Genomic DNA, 16,934 nt, shown 5'->3' with positions numbered 1-16,934 from the left:
ATCGGTCACCTGAGAGTCGGTTAGTTGCTGCTGTTGTCGTTCTTGTTGTCGAGGCGATAGCTGAAACTCATGCCCACGCCCTGGAACAGCACCACGTCCGCCAATTGCCGCGCGAGCTCGCCGGCACTGGCCAGTTTGGTTTTGGGCACGTAGAGCATGTCGTCCGGTTGCAGATAGGCGATTTGCGAAGCGTCGCCGGACAGGGCTTTCTCGACGTCGTAATGCACCGCCTGCACCTGATTGCCGTTGCGGCGCATGATCACCACCGAGTCGAGGCGCGCCTTGATGTTGGTGCCACGGGCCAGGGTCAATGCTTCAAGTACCGAGACCGGGCGACGAATCGGATAGGAACCCGGCTGGCCGACTTCACCCAGCACATAGATCTCGTTGCCGGCGGTGGATTTGAGCATCACATCGACGCTCATCCGACCTGGCAGTTGTGCGTACTTCTGGTTGAGGAAGGTTTCCAGCTGGTTGATGGTCATGCCTTGCAGTGGCACCGCGCCGATTTCCGGAAAACTCGCATAACCGTCGTTGCCCACGGTGATCTCACGGCTCATACCGGTGGCGGGATGGTTGAGGGCACTTTTGAGGTTCTGCTCATTGGTCAGCGGACTGATGACCTGCACCGTCAGCAGATTGCGGTTGGGCTGGAACAGCTGTTTGCGCTGGTAGGCACGCTGGATTTCTTCGCGCGCTTCGTCGCCGGTCAGCCCGGCGATTTTCACCGAGGTGTTGGCGCCCGGCAGGTTGATGGTGCCGTCAGGCAGCACCAACTGGTTGCCGTTGAGCTGGCTGGCCGCGGTGAAGTTCAGGCCGATCTGGTCACCCGATTGCACGCGGTAGGCGTCCGAACCGCTGGTGCTGATGTGGAAGATCACGTCCAGCACATCTTGCGGGCGCAACGTCTGTTCGATCTTCGGCATATCGGTGGCCTGGGCGTTGGCCGGGGTGGCGGTGAGAATATTCACCGGCATGGTCTGGGTCTCGGAATTGCTGGAGCAGCCTGCAAGCGGCAGCATCAGCAGAACAAGTATCTTGGCGTTCATGGCGTCATCCTTCGCGTTTGCTTACAGGTTTTTGTAAAGCCATTTGGGCATGTAGTACTTGCGCCGGTTGAAGACGCTGCCAACCACTTTTGCTCCGGCCTGGGTCAGGCGTTGCACGGCGGCCTGGGCGACTTCCCAGCGCGTGTCCTCGGCGCGTACCACGAACACCACGCCATCGACCTGGGTGGCGAGTACCAGCGTGTCGGCGGCGGAGTACACCGCGTCACCATCGATCACCACAAAGCGGTACTGGCTGCCCAGTTGATCGAGCAACGGGCTCAGGCGCTCGGCAGTCAGGTGCTCCAGCGTGCGGATCGGCCGACCGTTGGGCAGGACATGGAACGGCAGGCTCGACACCTGCACCACGCAGTCCTGCAACAGCGGCGGGTTGTCCGGGTTGAACAGCAGATCGCGCAGGCCGCGCTCCTTGCTCAGGTTCAACTGTTGGGTGAGGTTGCTCGCCGACTGGCTGGCGTCGACCAGCAGCACCTGGCCGCTGCTCATCTGCGCCAGTTGGCTGGCCAGCGCCAGCGCACTGGTGGTGGTGCCGGCACCAGGGTTGGCGGCGGTCAGGAACAGGATCCGCAGATCCAGATCCAGCACGGTCGAAATCAGGTTCGATTCGCTGGGGTTGGCAATGCTCAGGCTTTTGTTGGTTGAACCGTCCATTAGCTTGCTCCGTGGCCGCTGAATACTTTGAAGGGGGTTTTCAACAGGATCTTCAGATCAAGCAAAAGGCTTTGCTCGGCGATGTAGCTGAGGTCCAACTCAACGCGCTGGTCGAAGTCGATGTTGCTGCGCCCGGAGATCTGCCACAGACCGGTCATGCCGGGGTAGATGCTCAGGCGCGCGAGATGGCTGTCCTTGTAGCGGTAAGCGTTGAACGAGGTCGGACGCGGGCCGACCAGGCGCATGTCACCGCTCACCACATTGAACAGATTGGGCAGTTCGTCGAGGCTGGTGCGCCGCAGGAAACCGCCGATCCCGGTGATGCGCGGGTCCTTGTCGATCTTGAAATCGATGGCGTCGACCCCGTGCTTGTTGAGGTGGCGCAGCGATTCCTTCAGTTCTTCGGCGTTGCAGACCATGGTGCGGAACTTGTACATGCCGAACGTGCGGCCGCGATAGCCGGTGCGTTTTTGCACGAACATCACCGGTCCCGGGCTGGTGAATTTGATGGTCAGTGCCAGGCCCAGCAGCAGCGGCGAAAACACCACCAGGATCATCAGCGCACCGAAGCAGGCCAGCACCCGGTTGGTGCGTGACAGCGTCCATGGCCGGCCACCGTCGCGACCGGTCAACCAGCCACGACCCTGCCTGTGGATGGCGGTATCCAGGCGCATTCGGTGTTCGGGATCCATGCGCTTGTCACGACGCATCTGATTGATCGGTACACCTTGTTCATGTCCAGTCATGAGAACCTCCGCTGAAGTTCAGCCGCGAGCGGCGCGTGGGCGACAGGCAGTGGGGTAGTAGTCGCGAAACCAGGCGATGAAACGCCCCAGGCCTTCATCCAGCTCGATCCGGGGCTGGAACCCGGTGGCCTGGGCCAGATCATCGGTTTCGGCACAGGTGTTGAGCACATCGCCCGGTTGCAGGGGCAAGAGCTCGACAATGGCTTTCTGGCCGAGGTGTTTTTCCATCAACGCCAGGTAGGTTTTCAGTTCCACCGGATGGTGGCCGCCGATGTTGAACAGGCACCACGGGGCCATGCTGCTGCCGGCATCGGGGTGTTCGCGATCCCACTCCGGGTGGTTGTGCGGCGGATGGTCGGTGAGCCGGGCGATGCTTTCGACGATGTCGTCGATGTAGGTGAAATCGCGCTGGTGCTCGCCGTAGTTGAACAGTTTCAGCGGGGTGCCTTCGGTGATCGCCCGGGCGAACTGAATCGGCGACATGTCTGGCCGACCCCATGGCCCGTACACGGTGAAAAAGCGCAGCCCGGTGCTTGGGATGCCGAACAGATGGCTGTAGCTGTGAGCCATCAGCTCGTTGGCTTTTTTGGTCGCGGCGTACAGCGACAGTGGGTGATTCACACCGTCATGCACCGAATAAGGCGTGTGCTGGTTGGCGCCGTAGACCGAGCTCGACGAGGCGTAGATCAGGTGCTCCACCGGATGATGCCGGCAGCCTTCGAGAATATTCAGGAAACCGCTGAGGTTGCTGTCGAGGTAGGCCTTTGGGTTTTCCAGCGAGTAACGTACGCCGGCCTGCGCCGCGAGGTGGATCACCACTTGCGGTTGCTCGCGGACAAACAGCGCTTCAATCGCCGCGGCATCGGCCAGATCAATCCGCGCGATCGGGAAATGCCCGACCTGATTACGTATCCATTGCACCCGATCGTGTTTCAGCTGCGGGTCGTAGTAGCCGTTGAAGTTATCCAGGCCGACCACCGCATGCCCGTCGCGCATCAGCCGCAACACGCAATGGGCGCCAATGAAGCCGGCTGCGCCGGTGACCAGGATTTTCATGGGCGCAATCCTTCCGGCGTAATGTGGCGCAGGCCGATACCGCTGTAATGCAGGCCGGCCGCCGCTACGTGTTCCGGGTTGTAGAGGTTGCGACCGTCGACGATCACCTTCGAACGCAGCTTGCTCGCCAGCAGCTCGAAATCCACCACGCGAAAATTTTTCCATTCGGTGCAGATCACCAGCGCATCGGCATCTTCCAGGGTGTCGTCGCGAGTGGCGCACAGATGCAGGTCGTTGCGATAGCCGTAGAGGCGCCGGCATTCGGACATGGCTTCCGGATCATAGGCCTGCACGCTGGCGCCTTCGGCCCACAGTGCGTCCATCAGGTAGCGGCTGGGCGCTTCGCGCATGTCATCGGTATTGGGTTTGAACGCCAGGCCCCAGATCGCGATCGACTTGCCGGCCAGACCCTGCGGAAACTGCGCCTTGAGTTTGCTGAACAGAATGTGCCGCTGACTGTCATTGACGTCGGTGACGCTGCGCAGCAGTTTCAGCGGCATGCCGTTGTGTTCGGCGGTGTGCAACAGGGCACGCAGATCCTTGGGGAAGCACGAACCGCCGAAGCCGCAACCGGGGTAGATGAAGTGGTAGCCGATGCGCGGGTCGGAGCCGATGCCTTTGCGCACGGCTTCGATGTCGGCGCCCAGCAGTTCGGTGAGGTTGGCCAGTTCGTTCATGAAGCTGATACGCGTGGCGAGCATTGCATTGGCCGCGTACTTGGTCAGCTCGGCGCTGCGGTTGTCCATGAACATCAGTTTTTCGTGGTTGCGGCAGAACGGCGCGTACAGCTCGCTCATCTGCTCGCGGGCTGCGTCATCGCGGGTGCCGACGATGATCCGGTCCGGACGCATGCAATCGGCGAGGGCGCTGCCTTCCTTGAGGAATTCGGGGTTGGACACCACCCGTACCTTCAGGCTGCTGCGGCCACGGCGTTGCAGCTCTTCGTTGGCCTTGGCGGCAACCTGGTCCGCCGTGCCGACCGGCACCGTGGACTTGATGATCAGGGTGCGATCAGCCTCCATGTGCGAGGCGATCTGCCGGGCCACGTTCAGCACATGGCTGAGGTCGGCGGAACCGTCCTCATCGGCCGGCGTGCCCACGGCGATGAAAATCAGTTCGGCATGTTCTACCGCGTCGCTGGCCTGGGTACTGAACAGCAGACGCCCGGCCTTGATGTTTTCTTCCAGCGCAGCGGATAACCCCGGCTCACTAATAGGCGGCACGGCTTGTTGCAGTTGTTTAATCTTGTTGGGGTCAATATCAACGCATAAAACCCGATGCCCTACATCTGCAAGTGCGGCGGCTTGAATTAATCCGACGTAGCCGGTGCCAAATACGCTCACGTCCATCTGCGCACCCTCGATAGAGCGAAAAGAAGAAGTTCGGAAGAAGACTGTAAAAGGGGTATAGCGCAGGGTTTGGAAAGCGTGTCAGCAAAATGACATGTTGCACCTGTATAACACTTGAGCGCTTTTTGGCGATTGGCCATCAAGTCATTGCTGCGATTGGATTTGTTGTTTTTCTGCAGATTTGTTCAGATTTAAAATAAGCGATAAACGGTTGTAAGTCTTTAATTTAAAGGCTTCTAGCGTTTTGCGTGTGTCAGATTTGAGTCACCGGTTTTTTGACGCTTTCTAAAGAAAACAGTCAATTCTTGCGCTTTGATGGCTGGGTGCTAGTGTCAGGTTCTGACCGACAAACCTTTGACTCTCTGCCGTTTTGCACGAGCGGTATCGCCATGTTCAGATATGCCAAAGAATTACTTTTGATTGTTTATTTGCTGCTTTATTCCGAATATTACATTGAGCGGTTAAATGCTATCGGTGTCGGTTTTGCTGTACTTCTTTTTGGCGCGATGTTTTTGGCGCTTACTTTAGCGTTATATCTTACGGCTTATATTCGTCAGGCTCTCATTCGCCACTTGTTCGCAATAACACTGTTTGTCTCAGCGGTGTTTTTTGATGTCTATACCCGGGTCACCGCGGATTACCTGAGCTACAGCAGCTTTGTGTCGCTGGTGTACTCTGGCGGCTTCATCCAGGAAGCTGCCTACCAGTATCGCGATGCGATCATTCATGGCGCGCTCAGCGGGCTGCTGTTGCTGTTCGGTATCGGTCTCAAGCCGCGTCATGCACTGGTGGTGCCCAATGCGTTGCGCGTGGCAGCGCCGGTATGTGGCGTGTTGCTGTTGAGTACGGTGTTGTTCCTGCGGGCGGGCGAGGGCGCGCGCGGTTTGCCGATCATGTACACGCCGCTGGCCTATCTGAACCTGTTCGCCTATGAAGCGCTGCACAACACAGTCGGCCCGCGTGAGCCGGTGACGTTGGCGCGCAACACCGTGGCGATCAATCACGACATCGTGCTGATCATCGACGAAAGCATTTCCGGCAATTACCTGGACATCAACGCGCCGTTCGGGGTGCACAGCAACCTCAAGCAGGCGCATCCGGGTGTCGACATCTTCAATTACGGCTACGCCGCGTCCATCGCCAACTGCAGCGCCGACACCAACGTCACCCTGCGCTACGGCGGTACCCGCGCCGATTACACGCGGATCAACAGCACGCTGCCGTCGATCTGGCAGTACGCGAAAAAAGCCGGGTTGCGTACGGTGTACATCGACGCCCAGCGCACCGGCGGCAATTTGCAGAACCTGATGACCGACACCGAAAAAAAGGACATCGACGAATTCGTCCAGTTTGACCAGACCAGCGTGCGTGATCGCGACATGGCCGCCGCCGCGAAGCTGATCGAACTGCTCAACGATGATCAGCCGGAGTTGGTGGTGATCAACAAGGTCGGCGCGCATTTCCCGGTGCACGACAAATACCCCGACGCCTTCATGGCCTACCGTCCGACCTTGCCGCGCGGGCAATTCACCGAAGTGGCGGATACCGGTAAGCGCGACGGTTTCAACGGCCAGCCGGATGACTGGGTGCTGTACCGCAACGCCTACAAGAACACCGTGCTGTGGAACGTCGGCGAGTTTTTCGCCCGGGTCTTTGCCCAGGCCAATTTGCACAATGCACTGCTGATCTACACCTCCGATCACGGCCAGGACCTGCATGAGCGCGGCAATCCCGGGCTCAACACCCACTGCGGCGGCGATCCGGTCGAGGAAGAAGGGCTGGTGCCGCTGGTGGTGATTCAGGGCGATCAGGTGCACGGCCCGGACTGGGCGCAGGCATTGGCGCAGAACAAGGATCGCTCCAGCCACTACAACATTTTCCCGACGCTGTTGCAGTTGATGGGTTACGACCTGGCGGGTATCGAGGCGGTATATGGCAAACCGCTGACGCTGCCGACGGCGGACGATTTCACCTTCAACTATCGCTTCAATGCGCGGTTGGGGGCCAAGCCTGAGTGGAAGCACATTGATCTGAAGACGATTGTCACGCCGGGGGAGGCGGCGACCAGTGTGGCAACCGGGCAGTGACACTTGTGTCGGGTTAACTGGCCTCATCGCTGGCAAGCCAGCTCCCACAGTGTTTCAGGGTGAACCCGGTATTTGTGGACAACCTCAACCCCTGTAGGAGCTTGCCTGCAAGCGATGGGGCCAGTTCAAACACCACTGATCTTATGAGGCCGCTATCCGCTATCCTTGCCCCACACTGACCCAGCGGATGGCGGCATGCTTCAGGTTCAAGGCGTCTTCAAAAGTTACCTCACCCCCCAAGGCCCGCTCCCGGTGCTGCAAGGCGTCGACCTGACGCTAGAACCCGGCAGCAGTCTGGCGCTGATGGGCGAATCCGGCAGCGGCAAAAGCACCTTGCTGCACCTGATCGCCGGCCTCGACAAGGTCGATCGCGGCAGCATCCACAGCGGCGAGCATCGGCTGGAGCAGATGAACGAGGCGCAACTGGCCGACTGGCGTCGCACCGAAATCGGTCTGGTGTTCCAGCAGTTCAACCTGATCGGCAGTCTGCGGGTCGAGGACAATCTGGCGTTTCAGGCGCGTCTGGCCGGACGGCATGAGCCGCGCTGGCAGGCGCATCTGGTGCAGCGTCTGGGCCTGGGCGATTTGCTCACGCGTTATCCCGAGCAGTTGTCGGGCGGCCAGCAACAGCGGGTTGCGCTGGCCCGGGCCTTGGCATCACGGCCAAAATTGCTGCTCGCCGACGAGCCCACCGGCAGCCTTGACGAGGCCACCAGTGATGAAGTGCTGCGTCTGTTGCTGGAGCTGCTTGATGACACGCCGACCACCCTGCTGATGGTCACGCACAGCCCGCGCGTGGCGGCACGCCTGGCGCGGCGCGTGGTGTTGTCCAACGGCCATCTGACGTGAACGTTTTCTGGCAAACCCTGCGCGCGCTGCTCAGTCATTGGCGGCGGCACCCGGTGCAGTTTTTCAGTGTGCTGACCGGGTTGTGGCTGGCGACCAGTCTGCTGACCGGGGTCGAGGCACTGAACAGTCAGGCCCGCGACAGTTACGCCCGAGCCAGTCAGATGATTGGAGGCGAACCGCAGGCCAGTCTTGTTGCGCCCGGTGGTGCGACGTTTACCCAGCAGTGGTTCATTGAGCTACGCCGCGCGGGCTGGCCAGTCTCGCCGCTGCTGCAAGGCCGGCTGATGCTCAAGGATCACCAGGAGCAGCGGCTGCAACTGATGGGCATCGAACCGGTGTCGCTGCCGACGGACGCTGCGGTGGCCGGGCAGGCGATGCCGATCGAGCGCATCGTCGAGTTCTTCTCACCGCCGGGCAGCACGTGGATTTCCCCGGAAACTTTACAGGCCTTGAGCCTCAGCGAAGGCGCCACGCCGCAAACCGCCAACGGTCAGACCCTGCCGCCGCTGCACGCACAAAAGGACATGGCGCCGGGCGTGTTGCTGGTGGACATCGGTGTCGCGCAAACCCTGCTCGAACAGCCCGGACAACTGTCACGCCTGTTATTGCCCAAGGATTTTCATGCTGAGCTACCGCCGGCGTTCAATGGTCGGTTGCAGCTTAAAAGCAGCGCCGAGGAAAACAATCTTTCGCGCCTGACCGAGAGCTTTCACCTCAACCTCGATGCCTTGGGCTTTCTCTCTTTTCTGGTCGGGCTGTTTATCGTGCACGCGGCCATCGGTCTGGCGCTGGAACAGCGTCGTGGCCTGCTGCGCACGTTGCGCGCCTGCGGGGTCAGTGCGCGGATGTTGATCGGCTGTCTGATCGTCGAACTCGGTGTGCTGGCGTTGGTTGGCGGGGTGTTCGGGGTCATCAGCGGATACTGGCTGGCGAGCGCGTTGCTGCCGGATGTCGCCGCCAGTCTGCGCGGTCTGTACGGCGCGGAAGTGGCGGGCCAGCTGCGCCTGAGTCCGTGGTGGTGGTTCAGCGGTATCGGTTTGAGCCTGTTCGGCGCGTTGCTGGCCGGCGCCAACAGTCTGTTGCGTGCGGCACGACTGCCGCTGTTGGCGGTGGCGGATCCGCAGGCCTGGCATCTGCAACATGCGCGCTGGTTGCGACGTCAGGGTTGGCTGGCGGCGCTGCTGGGCCTGATCGCGCTGTTGGCATTGCTGTTCGGTGACAGTCTCGGTAGCGGGTTTGTGTTGATGGCCGGGTTGCTGCTCGGCGCCGCGCTGGCGTTGCCGGTGGTGCTCAGCGCGGTGCTCAATCCCTTGCTCGGGCGCAGTCGCTCGGTACTCGGCCAGTGGTTTCTCGCCGACTGCCGCCAGCAACTGCCGGCACTCAGTCTGGCGCTGATGGCGTTGCTGCTGGCGCTGTCGGCGAACATCGGTGCTGGCAGCATGACCGCCGGTTTTCGCCAGACCTTCGACGACTGGCTCGAACAACGTCTCAGTGCCGAGCTGTACCTCAACCCGGTCAATCCGGCGCAGTCCCGCGAAATGTACGCCTGGCTCAAACAACAGCCGAGCGTCAGCGCGGTGCTGCCCAACTGGCAAGTGGCGGTGACCCTGCAGGGGTGGCCGGCGGATGTCTTCGGGGTGATCGATCATCCTTATTACCGGCAGCACTGGCCGTTGCTCGAGGCGCTTGCCGGCGATCCGTGGGCGCATCTGGCGACGGACGATGCGGTGATGCTCAGCGAACAACTGGCGCGACGCCTGAAGGTTCGCGCAGGGGATCATCTGAGTTTGCCGACGCCGGGCGGTGCGTGGTCACCGCGAATCGTCGGGATCTACGCCGACTACGGCAATCCCAAGGGCCACCTGCTGGTCAACAGCAATCATTTGCTGCGGCTGTGGCCGTCACTGACGCCGAACCGTTTCAACTTGCGCATCGCGCCGCCCGACATCCCGCCGTTTTTGCGCGCACTGCAAACGCGCTTTCAACTCGATGACAGCCGCATCGTCGATCAGGCGCGGCTAAAGGGTTGGTCGGTGCAAGTATTCGAGCGCACTTTCGCCGCCACCGCCGCACTGAACAGCCTGACCCTGGCGGTGGCGGGTGTGGCGCTGTTCATCAGCCTGCTGACCCAGAGCCAGAGCCGCCTCGGGCAACTGGCGCCGCTGTGGGCGCTGGGTGTGACGCGCCGTCAGTTGATGCTGCTTAACCTCGGCCAGACCTGGCTGCTGGCGGTGTTGACGCTGGTGCTGGCGTTGCCGTTGGGGATCGCGCTGGCGTGGTGTCTGGATGCGGTGATCAACGTGCAGGCGTTCGGCTGGCGCTTGCCGTTGCGGATCTTTCCGCTGCAACTGCTGCAGTTGCTCGGGCTGGCGTTGCTGGCGACGCTATTGGCCTCGGCGTGGCCGCTGTATTCGTTGTATCGCACGCAACCGGCGGATCTGTTGAGGACGTTTGCCCATGAGGATTAACCTGGTTGTGCTGCTGCTTGCGCTGTTGCTATTGGGCGGTTGCGATCAGCCTGTGCCTGCGCAGAAGGGTTTTGCCGGGCTCGGCGATCAGGCCGCGCAGTTCACACCGGTGGTGCCGGGGCGGGTATTCAGCTTCCCGGCGGATCACGGCGCGCACGATGGTTTTCGCATTGAATGGTGGTACGTCACCGCCAATCTCAAGGATCAGCAGGGCCACGATTTCGGCGTGCAATGGACGCTGTTTCGCAGCGCCTTGAAACCCGTGGCGCAACAATCGGGCTGGGCCAACCAGACGATCTGGCTCGGGCATGCCGCAGTGACTTCAGCCACCGCGCATCATGCCGCCGAGCGCTATGCCCGAGGCGGAGTGGGGCAGGCCGGGGTGAACGTCGCGCCGTTCGAGGCGTGGATCGATGATTGGCGCTTCGCCAGTCAGGCGCAGGATCCGCTGACGGATCTGCAACTCAGTGCCCGAGATAAAGATTTCAGCTATCAACTGCACCTCACCTCCAGTCGTCCGCTGTTGTTGCAAGGTGACAACGGTTTCAGCCGAAAATCCGAACAGGGCCAGGCCTCGTACTACTACAGTCAGCCGTTTTTTCAGGCCAGTGGCACTCTGCAAATCGACGGCCAGACCTACACCGTCAGCGGCCCGGCGTGGCTGGATCGGGAGTGGAGCAGTCAGCCGCTGGCAGCCAATCAGACCGGCTGGGACTGGTTTTCCCTGCACCTGGACAACGGTGAATCGCTGATGCTGTTTCGCACCCGGCAAACCGATGGCGCGCCGTATCTGACCGGCACCTGGATCAGCGCCGACGGGCAGACCGAAACCCTGCACGGCGAGCAGATCAAACTGACCGCGCAGGACACCGCCAAAGTCGCCGGACGCAAGATGCCGGTGCGCTGGTCGATCAGCATTCCGGACAAACACCTCGACATCAGCCTCGACGCACTCAATCCCAATGCCTGGATGAACCTGCGCATCCCTTACTGGGAAGGGCCGGTGCGGATCAACGGTAGTCATGGCGGGCGCGGCTATCTGGAGATGACCGGGTACTGAATTTCGTACACAAACCCCTGTGGGAGCGGGCTTGCTCGCGAAGTCCCCGGCACAGTCACCCACAGAGCAATTGCCCGGAACTCCGCCCCGTCTACCATCCTCTACCGATCAATCCCGGCCCATTTCGAGGCCCCGGCGAGGACTCCCCCATGAGCGACGACCTGCAACCCCCCGACCTCACCACATGGCAGCGCCTGTTCGACGATCAGACCTACTGGCAGCAATCCCCCGACGCTCACTACCTCGACCTGCAACACATCGCCGACGACCTGCTCGCCAAGGGCGCGATCGATCTGGAGCAGTGGCAGATCCTGCGCGCCAAGGCCGATGACCTGCATAAGAATTCGCCAGCCGTGAACGTCGCCAATGAACTGGATGACCCCGAAGCCTGACGAACCGTCACAAACAACAGCCAAGCCCTGAACAGCGTCTATGCTCAGTGGCACATCCGCCGCCAACCACTTGTCGGCGCCGGGTGCTGCCATTCATTACAGGGAAAGTACCGCTTATGAAGCTCCACGCTCTGGCCAAGGCCATCACCCTCGCAACCGTTCTGTCCGCCACCAGCTTCGGCGCAATGGCGGCCGATATTCCGCTGTCTGCCACTGTTGAGGCCGATCAGGTCACGACCAAAGTGCTGGCCGTCGATGCGGCAAACCATCAGGTCGTGCTGGAAGGCGCCGAAGGTCGTCAGGTTCACGTTCAGCTCAGCGACAAGGCGAAAAACCTCGCCAACCTCAAGGTCGGTGATCTGGTAAAAGTCGAAGTGCAGCGTTCCGTGGCGGCCTACCTCGATACCGATGTGGATAAAGGTCTGCCTGGCACGGTCGAGCGTAGCGGCGAGCTGCGCAACGCTCCAGGCACTGAAAACCCGGGCGGCGAAGCCTACCGGCAGATTCAGGTGCAATTGAAAATCACCAAAATTGATTTGAAGCAAAATCAGGTAACCCTGGAAAATCCGGCGGGCCAGTCGAAAATCCTCGACGTTAAAAAGCCTGAAATTCAAGCCAAGCTGAAAGATCTGAAAGTCGGGCAGAGCGTAGTTGTCACTTATACCGATGTATTAAAAGTGACCAGTCAGCATGAAAGCTGAGCATTAACTCTACAAGATGGTTGTTCTTGTACAGATTATTGTATGAGAACAATCATCTGAAAGGAGTTGAGCCGTGCTTTGAAAGTTTCGCGAAAGGATTTCGTCGATAAATATCTATTAACTTTTTCGTACATAAAATTTACCTTTATGTATGACGACATATCCGCCAACTTCTATTAAAATCCTTCCCGTTCGCCCAGTGTCAGGGCTCTTTACCGGTGCATGGATTGCCAGGCCATTACACTGGGCGAACACCTCTTCGGAGCGGATGTATACAATTTCAGATAAAAAAATGGCGACTTTCAAGTCGCCATTTTTTGTGTTCGCGATTATGCCGATGCCTGCCCCTCAAAACGTTTGAGGGTGGCTTCATACATCTTGGTGCGGCGGTGGTTTTTGCCGTAGGTTCCAGCAGCTGCGACGGTTCCTGCCTGGATGTGATCCAGATAGCGGAAAATCTTGCGCGGCGCCAACAGCTTGATGCCGGAGCCCAACGCTGTCATTCGATCCTGCAGGGTATAACCGGGCACCCGGTCATCCATGCAAAAGTGCAGTCCGCGAGACTTCATCAACTTGGCGTTCCACAAAGTGCAGAAACTCTTCAAGTGAGTTTCCCGATAAGGTTTCGGCTCTTTACTGCGCAAACCCAACGCAGTTTTCGCCCGGCGAATATAGTGTTTGCAAAATCGCGAAGTTAACCGCCAGGTGTCTCTCACAATCCCACGATTGATTTGCTCGACACACCCGACTGCGGCGATACCCGCAGTCTTCGTGCACTCACGCAGCATCATTGCAAAGACTTCCTTGTCGTAGACAAAGGTGTCGGTGTGCAGCAGAAACAGATAGTCGGTTTCAACTTTTTCCAGCGCCAGATCCAGCGCCTTGCCATGCGCAATATGTCCCGCTTCTTTGCCGGGGGAGGGACGTTCGATCAGATTGATCCAGTCCAGCGAACGCAAATAATCCAGACTGGCATCCGCCGAATCATTGTCCACCACCCAAACCGGAATGCGCTGCGCCTGAACGTGCTGACGCAACAACTCCAGGCACATCCGGGTGATGTCCGGGGTTTTGTAATTTACCAATACAAGACTGAAATTCGGCTGCGTAACGGCTGGTAAATCAAACTGGTTCATTTCGGGAAGCTCATCCGCGGTTGATCGGCGACAGGTGTCTCTCGGGCCGGGATGCTAGCGACGCAAGCTTAGTTGAAGCTTAATTCGGCGTTCAGCAAACACGTCAAAGTGTGTCGAGCCAAGACACCTCGCGCGCGACGTACGCTCAACACGCTAAACTGCGCATCCCTTTTGCCCGCTTCAAGGAAGAAACGGCATTTCGCCGTCGCCTCACGGATGAAACCACTCTCCCTCTACCACCCGGCCCTGTACTGGCTGCGCGTGTGGCAAAAAAGACTGTTGCGCCAGATCGCCTGGCGCTGCTCCAGCAAACGCTACGCACGCCTTGTTGCCGGCGCTGATCGCCTGCCATTCCGCTACCTCAAACACACATCGAAACTCATCCGCAAACTCGGCGACTCCGACCTCGCCCTGCAACACAACAAAGTCATCAACCTGAAACTCGCCGTCGCCGCCATCGACGGCCTCATCATCGCCCCCGGCGAACACTTCTCCTTCTGCCGCCTCGTCGGCCGCCCAACCCGCAAACGCGGCTACGTCGAAGGCATGGAACTGTCCTTCGGCGAAGCGCGATGCGGTATCGGCGGAGGAATCTGCCAACTCAGCAACCTGATCCACTGGATGGCGATCCACTCACCTCTGATAGTCGTTGAACGCTCCAACCACAGCTTCGACCCATTCCCGGACGAAGGCCGAGTACTGCCATTCGGCTCCGGCGCGGCGATTTTCTACAACTACGTTGACCTGGTACTGCATAACCCGACGGATCGGACTTTTCAGTTGAAGTTGAACGTGGGGGAGACGCAGCTGGAGGGGGAGTTGTTGTGCGATCGGGTGCGGGAGTATCGGTATCACGTGTTTCAGGAAGGGCACCGGTTTGTGCGGGAGGGAGAGCGGGTGTATCGGGAGAATGAGATCTGGCGGGAAGTGCGGGAGAAGGGGCAGGTGGGGGAGTTGGTGGAGAGGGTGAGATTGTATCGGAATCGGGTGGTGGTTAAGTATGAGGTTGCAGATCAGATGATTGAAGCGACCTAGTGTTTTCCGCCGATTTTCTTGGATTTTTTAAGCGACAAGGAAGTAACAAATGAGCAACAGTTTCAAAACTATCGGTGCAGTGGGTACTGCCCTCTTTTCTATGTTCATCGCATGTAATACATGGGCACAAGAACCACGTGAGCTCTACGACGGGATGAAGGCAGGGAAGTGTGCAGAGAATTCGGAACATCTGCATGAGCAAGCGGTTGCAGGTGATCTCGAAGCGCAGACGCAGTTTGGCAAAGCCATTCAGGAGAACCTTTGCGGGGTGGTAGAGCAGTGGTCGCCGGGCATGCCGGAAGAGTGGTTTCGCAAGGCAGCAGAGCAAGGAAATGCCGAGGCGCAAGTCGGACTTGCTGAGGAACTAAGTTGGGATCGAAGTGTTGAGGGTGAAGATGCAGGTGTTTATTGGGATCTGAAAGCGGCGGAGCAGGGTAACGCCAAAGCACAGTTCAGTCTGGCGCAGATCTACCATCGCGGCGGCCGATCAATCAAAAATCTCAAGGATATGGACAAAGCGTTGGCGTACTACAACCAGTCGGCGGAGGGAGGTTATGTCATGGCCTATATGTTACTGGCTCACATCTACGAAGAGGGTGACGAAGTTCCACAGAGCGATGTAACCGCGGCAAGGTGGTTTCTTAAGGCCGCTGAGGCAGGGGACGCATCTGGTCAAAACAATTATGCCGAAATGCTGGCCACCGGGCGCGGTGTGGAAAAGGATGAAAAGCTCGCTGTCGCGTGGTATCGCAAATCGGCTTTGCAAGGTAACAAGTACTCGCAATATGAATTGGCACAGATGCTGGAGCAGGGGCGTGGAACTGAACGCAATGAACGCGAAGCTGCGAAACTTTACCGCCAGTCAGCGGACGCAGACTTTGGCAACGCTCAGTTGGCATTAGGCAAGATGTATGCACAAGGGCGGGGCGGACTGCCCAAGAGCCGATCCAAAGCAGAGTTCTGGATGCTCAAGGCAGTGGGTCGTTATGCGCCTGGAGCCAAGGAAGAACTGGAAAAGCTCTGAGATACAAGAAGGAGGCGATTAAAATCGCCTCCTTCTGACTAAATGAATCAGACTTCTTGATTCCAGGCTGAGAGCGTGATGACCGTTCCTTCGTCTTCTCTATTGCTTATTTCGATTTTGTAAGTACCGCCATCGACGTAACCCTCGACCAGCGCTTTTCGTTGGTTGCCGCTGATTTCGGCGTCCTTCGCATGCTGCTGATAGAAATCGATGACATCTGCATATTCGGTGAAGGTGCGAAGAATGACCTCAAACTCATGTTGAGGACGTCCGGCAATCTTGTCCCAACCACCCTCAATCGGAGAACCCTCCATCCCCGGCGTGGTGAATACGCCGTGAGCACCCGCACCGATCAGATGCGCCCGTTGCGGCAGCATCGCCAGCATTGCTTTAGGGAAATCGGAGGGTAACTGAGCCGCCGTCCAGGAACCCTGGTTCGGGTTAGTGGCAGCGTATTCAATGGTCGCAATTTTCTGCGCGGCCGCCCGTCGCTCCGGATTATCGCTTTCCGCCCACATGGCCAACAGCGGCGGCAACTGCTTGCTCCAGCCAATCAAGGGTTCTGCGTCAGCTTTTTTCGCGCCTTGCGGCTGGAAGATCGTCAGCACCGTGTCCGGCGCAGCATTACAGGTCAAAGCCTCGTCACGAGACTTCACCGTGCAATGACCATTCACCAAGCCGACAGCGATCAGTTGACCCTTGTCATCCAGTAACAAAGCCCCACGGTCGAACCCGTTGTTGCCATCATCCATGGCGGTGATCATTTTTCTGCCGGCAGGCACACCCTGTTCAAACATCGACATTTCCGAATCGAGCGCTTCCAGAACTTGTTGCACGATCATTGTTTTGTCGTTGGTGTAGCTACCCGTTTGGTAGCCAAAGAAATCAACTAGCGCGGAACGAATGGCTGGATCCTTGTTGAGCTTTGGCGCTCTGTCCGGGGCTGGGTCATTGGTGAGTAGCAGGGCCGTCGTTCCGTCTGGGCGTTGTTCGGAGCGAAGGGATAATGCGGTGGCGCTAAGGGAGAAGGTAAGGGCGAGAAGAAGGGTTAGAGGGCGAGTCAGGTATTTCAAGGGGACAGTCTTTTGAGTGTGTGATCCGATTGCTGTAATGGCTGTGAGTGATTGAGAATGTTCAGGAAATCACCACAGCTAGTTAGACGGAAAAAACTTCTTTGGTAGGAAAGTTTTCAATGTGTTATAGACAGGTTTCGAAATTTTATATCAATTAAAGGAATGTTTTTTGGTTATAAGGGGGGTTGTAGTTGGTGATAGATTTTTATAGATATATTTTTGATGAGCTTTTAGGTGTGT

Annotated in this window: 15 protein-coding genes; 8 read left to right on the top strand and 7 right to left on the bottom strand. The window is 58.7% G+C overall.

Annotation, left to right across the window (positions count from 1 at the left end):
• Nucleotides 1-20: 20 nt before the first annotated feature.
• From ACVHNU_RS14250 to ACVHNU_RS14230, 5 genes are read right to left on the bottom strand one after another with little or no spacing between them, the layout of a single operon-like run.
• The gene (locus tag ACVHNU_RS14250) at nucleotides 21-1,049 is read right to left on the bottom strand and encodes a polysaccharide biosynthesis/export family protein (RefSeq protein ID WP_473017576.1); all 1,029 of its coding nucleotides are present in this window, start codon (nucleotides 1,047-1,049) and stop codon (nucleotides 21-23) included.
• A gap of 21 nt (nucleotides 1,050-1,070) precedes the next feature.
• Nucleotides 1,071-1,718 carry a CpsD/CapB family tyrosine-protein kinase gene (locus ACVHNU_RS14245; RefSeq protein ID WP_003226287.1) on the bottom strand — a complete coding sequence of 216 codons (648 nt, stop codon included), beginning with the start codon at nucleotides 1,716-1,718 and terminating at the stop codon, nucleotides 1,071-1,073.
• Nucleotides 1,718-2,464 (bottom strand): sugar transferase, encoded by a 747-nt coding sequence (locus ACVHNU_RS14240; RefSeq protein WP_400497789.1) that lies wholly within the window; start codon nucleotides 2,462-2,464, stop codon nucleotides 1,718-1,720. Before ACVHNU_RS14240 ends, ACVHNU_RS14245 begins: the two co-directional genes overlap by 1 nt.
• Nucleotides 2,465-2,482: 18 nt before the next feature.
• On the bottom strand, nucleotides 2,483-3,520 hold the full coding sequence (locus ACVHNU_RS14235; RefSeq protein WP_473017575.1) for an NAD-dependent epimerase: 1,038 nt from the start codon (nucleotides 3,518-3,520) through the stop codon (nucleotides 2,483-2,485).
• Nucleotides 3,517-4,869, bottom strand: a complete 1,353-nt coding sequence (locus ACVHNU_RS14230) for a UDP-glucose dehydrogenase family protein (RefSeq protein WP_003226282.1) — start codon at nucleotides 4,867-4,869, stop codon at nucleotides 3,517-3,519. Before ACVHNU_RS14230 ends, ACVHNU_RS14235 begins: the two co-directional genes overlap by 4 nt.
• 389 nt (nucleotides 4,870-5,258) lie before the next feature.
• On the opposite strand from ACVHNU_RS14230, the gene ACVHNU_RS14225 reads away from it, so the two are divergent.
• From ACVHNU_RS14225 to ACVHNU_RS14200, 6 genes are all read left to right on the top strand, one after another.
• Nucleotides 5,259-6,956 (top strand): sulfatase-like hydrolase/transferase, encoded by a 1,698-nt coding sequence (locus ACVHNU_RS14225; RefSeq protein ID WP_473017574.1) that lies wholly within the window; start codon nucleotides 5,259-5,261, stop codon nucleotides 6,954-6,956.
• Nucleotides 6,957-7,151: 195 nt separating this feature from the next.
• Nucleotides 7,152-7,805 (top strand): ABC transporter ATP-binding protein, encoded by a 654-nt coding sequence (locus ACVHNU_RS14220; RefSeq protein ID WP_003226276.1) that lies wholly within the window; start codon nucleotides 7,152-7,154, stop codon nucleotides 7,803-7,805.
• Nucleotides 7,802-10,273: an ABC transporter permease gene (locus tag ACVHNU_RS14215; RefSeq protein WP_473017573.1), complete on the top strand. Its 2,472-nt coding sequence runs from the start codon at nucleotides 7,802-7,804 to the stop codon at nucleotides 10,271-10,273. The genes ACVHNU_RS14220 and ACVHNU_RS14215 overlap by 4 nt, the downstream gene beginning before the upstream one ends.
• Nucleotides 10,263-11,333, top strand: coding sequence for a lipocalin-like domain-containing protein (locus ACVHNU_RS14210; RefSeq protein ID WP_473017572.1), 1,071 nt, complete (start codon nucleotides 10,263-10,265; stop codon nucleotides 11,331-11,333). Before ACVHNU_RS14215 ends, ACVHNU_RS14210 begins: the two co-directional genes overlap by 11 nt.
• A gap of 149 nt (nucleotides 11,334-11,482) precedes the next feature.
• Complete coding sequence (locus ACVHNU_RS14205; RefSeq protein ID WP_473017571.1) at nucleotides 11,483-11,725, top strand: hypothetical protein; 243 nt, start codon at nucleotides 11,483-11,485, stop codon at nucleotides 11,723-11,725.
• Nucleotides 11,726-11,841: 116 nt separating this feature from the next.
• Nucleotides 11,842-12,426 carry a hypothetical protein gene (locus ACVHNU_RS14200; protein WP_003226266.1) on the top strand — a complete coding sequence of 195 codons (585 nt, stop codon included), beginning with the start codon at nucleotides 11,842-11,844 and terminating at the stop codon, nucleotides 12,424-12,426.
• Between the two features lie 329 nt (nucleotides 12,427-12,755).
• Here ACVHNU_RS14200 and ACVHNU_RS14195 read toward each other — a convergent pair whose 3' ends face one another.
• A complete protein-coding gene (locus ACVHNU_RS14195) occupies nucleotides 12,756-13,562 on the bottom strand; it encodes a glycosyltransferase family 2 protein (RefSeq protein WP_473017570.1) in 807 nt (268 codons plus the stop codon).
• Nucleotides 13,563-13,778: 216 nt separating this feature from the next.
• Between ACVHNU_RS14195 and ACVHNU_RS14190 the strand changes: the two genes are divergently transcribed.
• The gene (locus ACVHNU_RS14190; RefSeq protein ID WP_473017569.1) at nucleotides 13,779-14,597 is read left to right on the top strand and encodes a VanW family protein; all 819 of its coding nucleotides are present in this window, start codon (nucleotides 13,779-13,781) and stop codon (nucleotides 14,595-14,597) included.
• A gap of 49 nt (nucleotides 14,598-14,646) precedes the next feature.
• Complete coding sequence (locus tag ACVHNU_RS14185) at nucleotides 14,647-15,621, top strand: tetratricopeptide repeat protein (protein WP_473017568.1); 975 nt, start codon at nucleotides 14,647-14,649, stop codon at nucleotides 15,619-15,621.
• Between the two features lie 47 nt (nucleotides 15,622-15,668).
• Here ACVHNU_RS14185 and ACVHNU_RS14180 read toward each other — a convergent pair whose 3' ends face one another.
• Nucleotides 15,669-16,694: a hypothetical protein gene (locus ACVHNU_RS14180; RefSeq protein ID WP_473017567.1), complete on the bottom strand. Its 1,026-nt coding sequence runs from the start codon at nucleotides 16,692-16,694 to the stop codon at nucleotides 15,669-15,671.
• Nucleotides 16,695-16,934: the final 240 nt, after the last annotated feature.

The organism is Pseudomonas sp. Ors-4-3C (assembly GCF_055755035.1).
The sequence above is the reverse complement of the archived record's forward strand: the minus strand, read 5'-3'. Positions and strand labels throughout refer to the sequence as shown.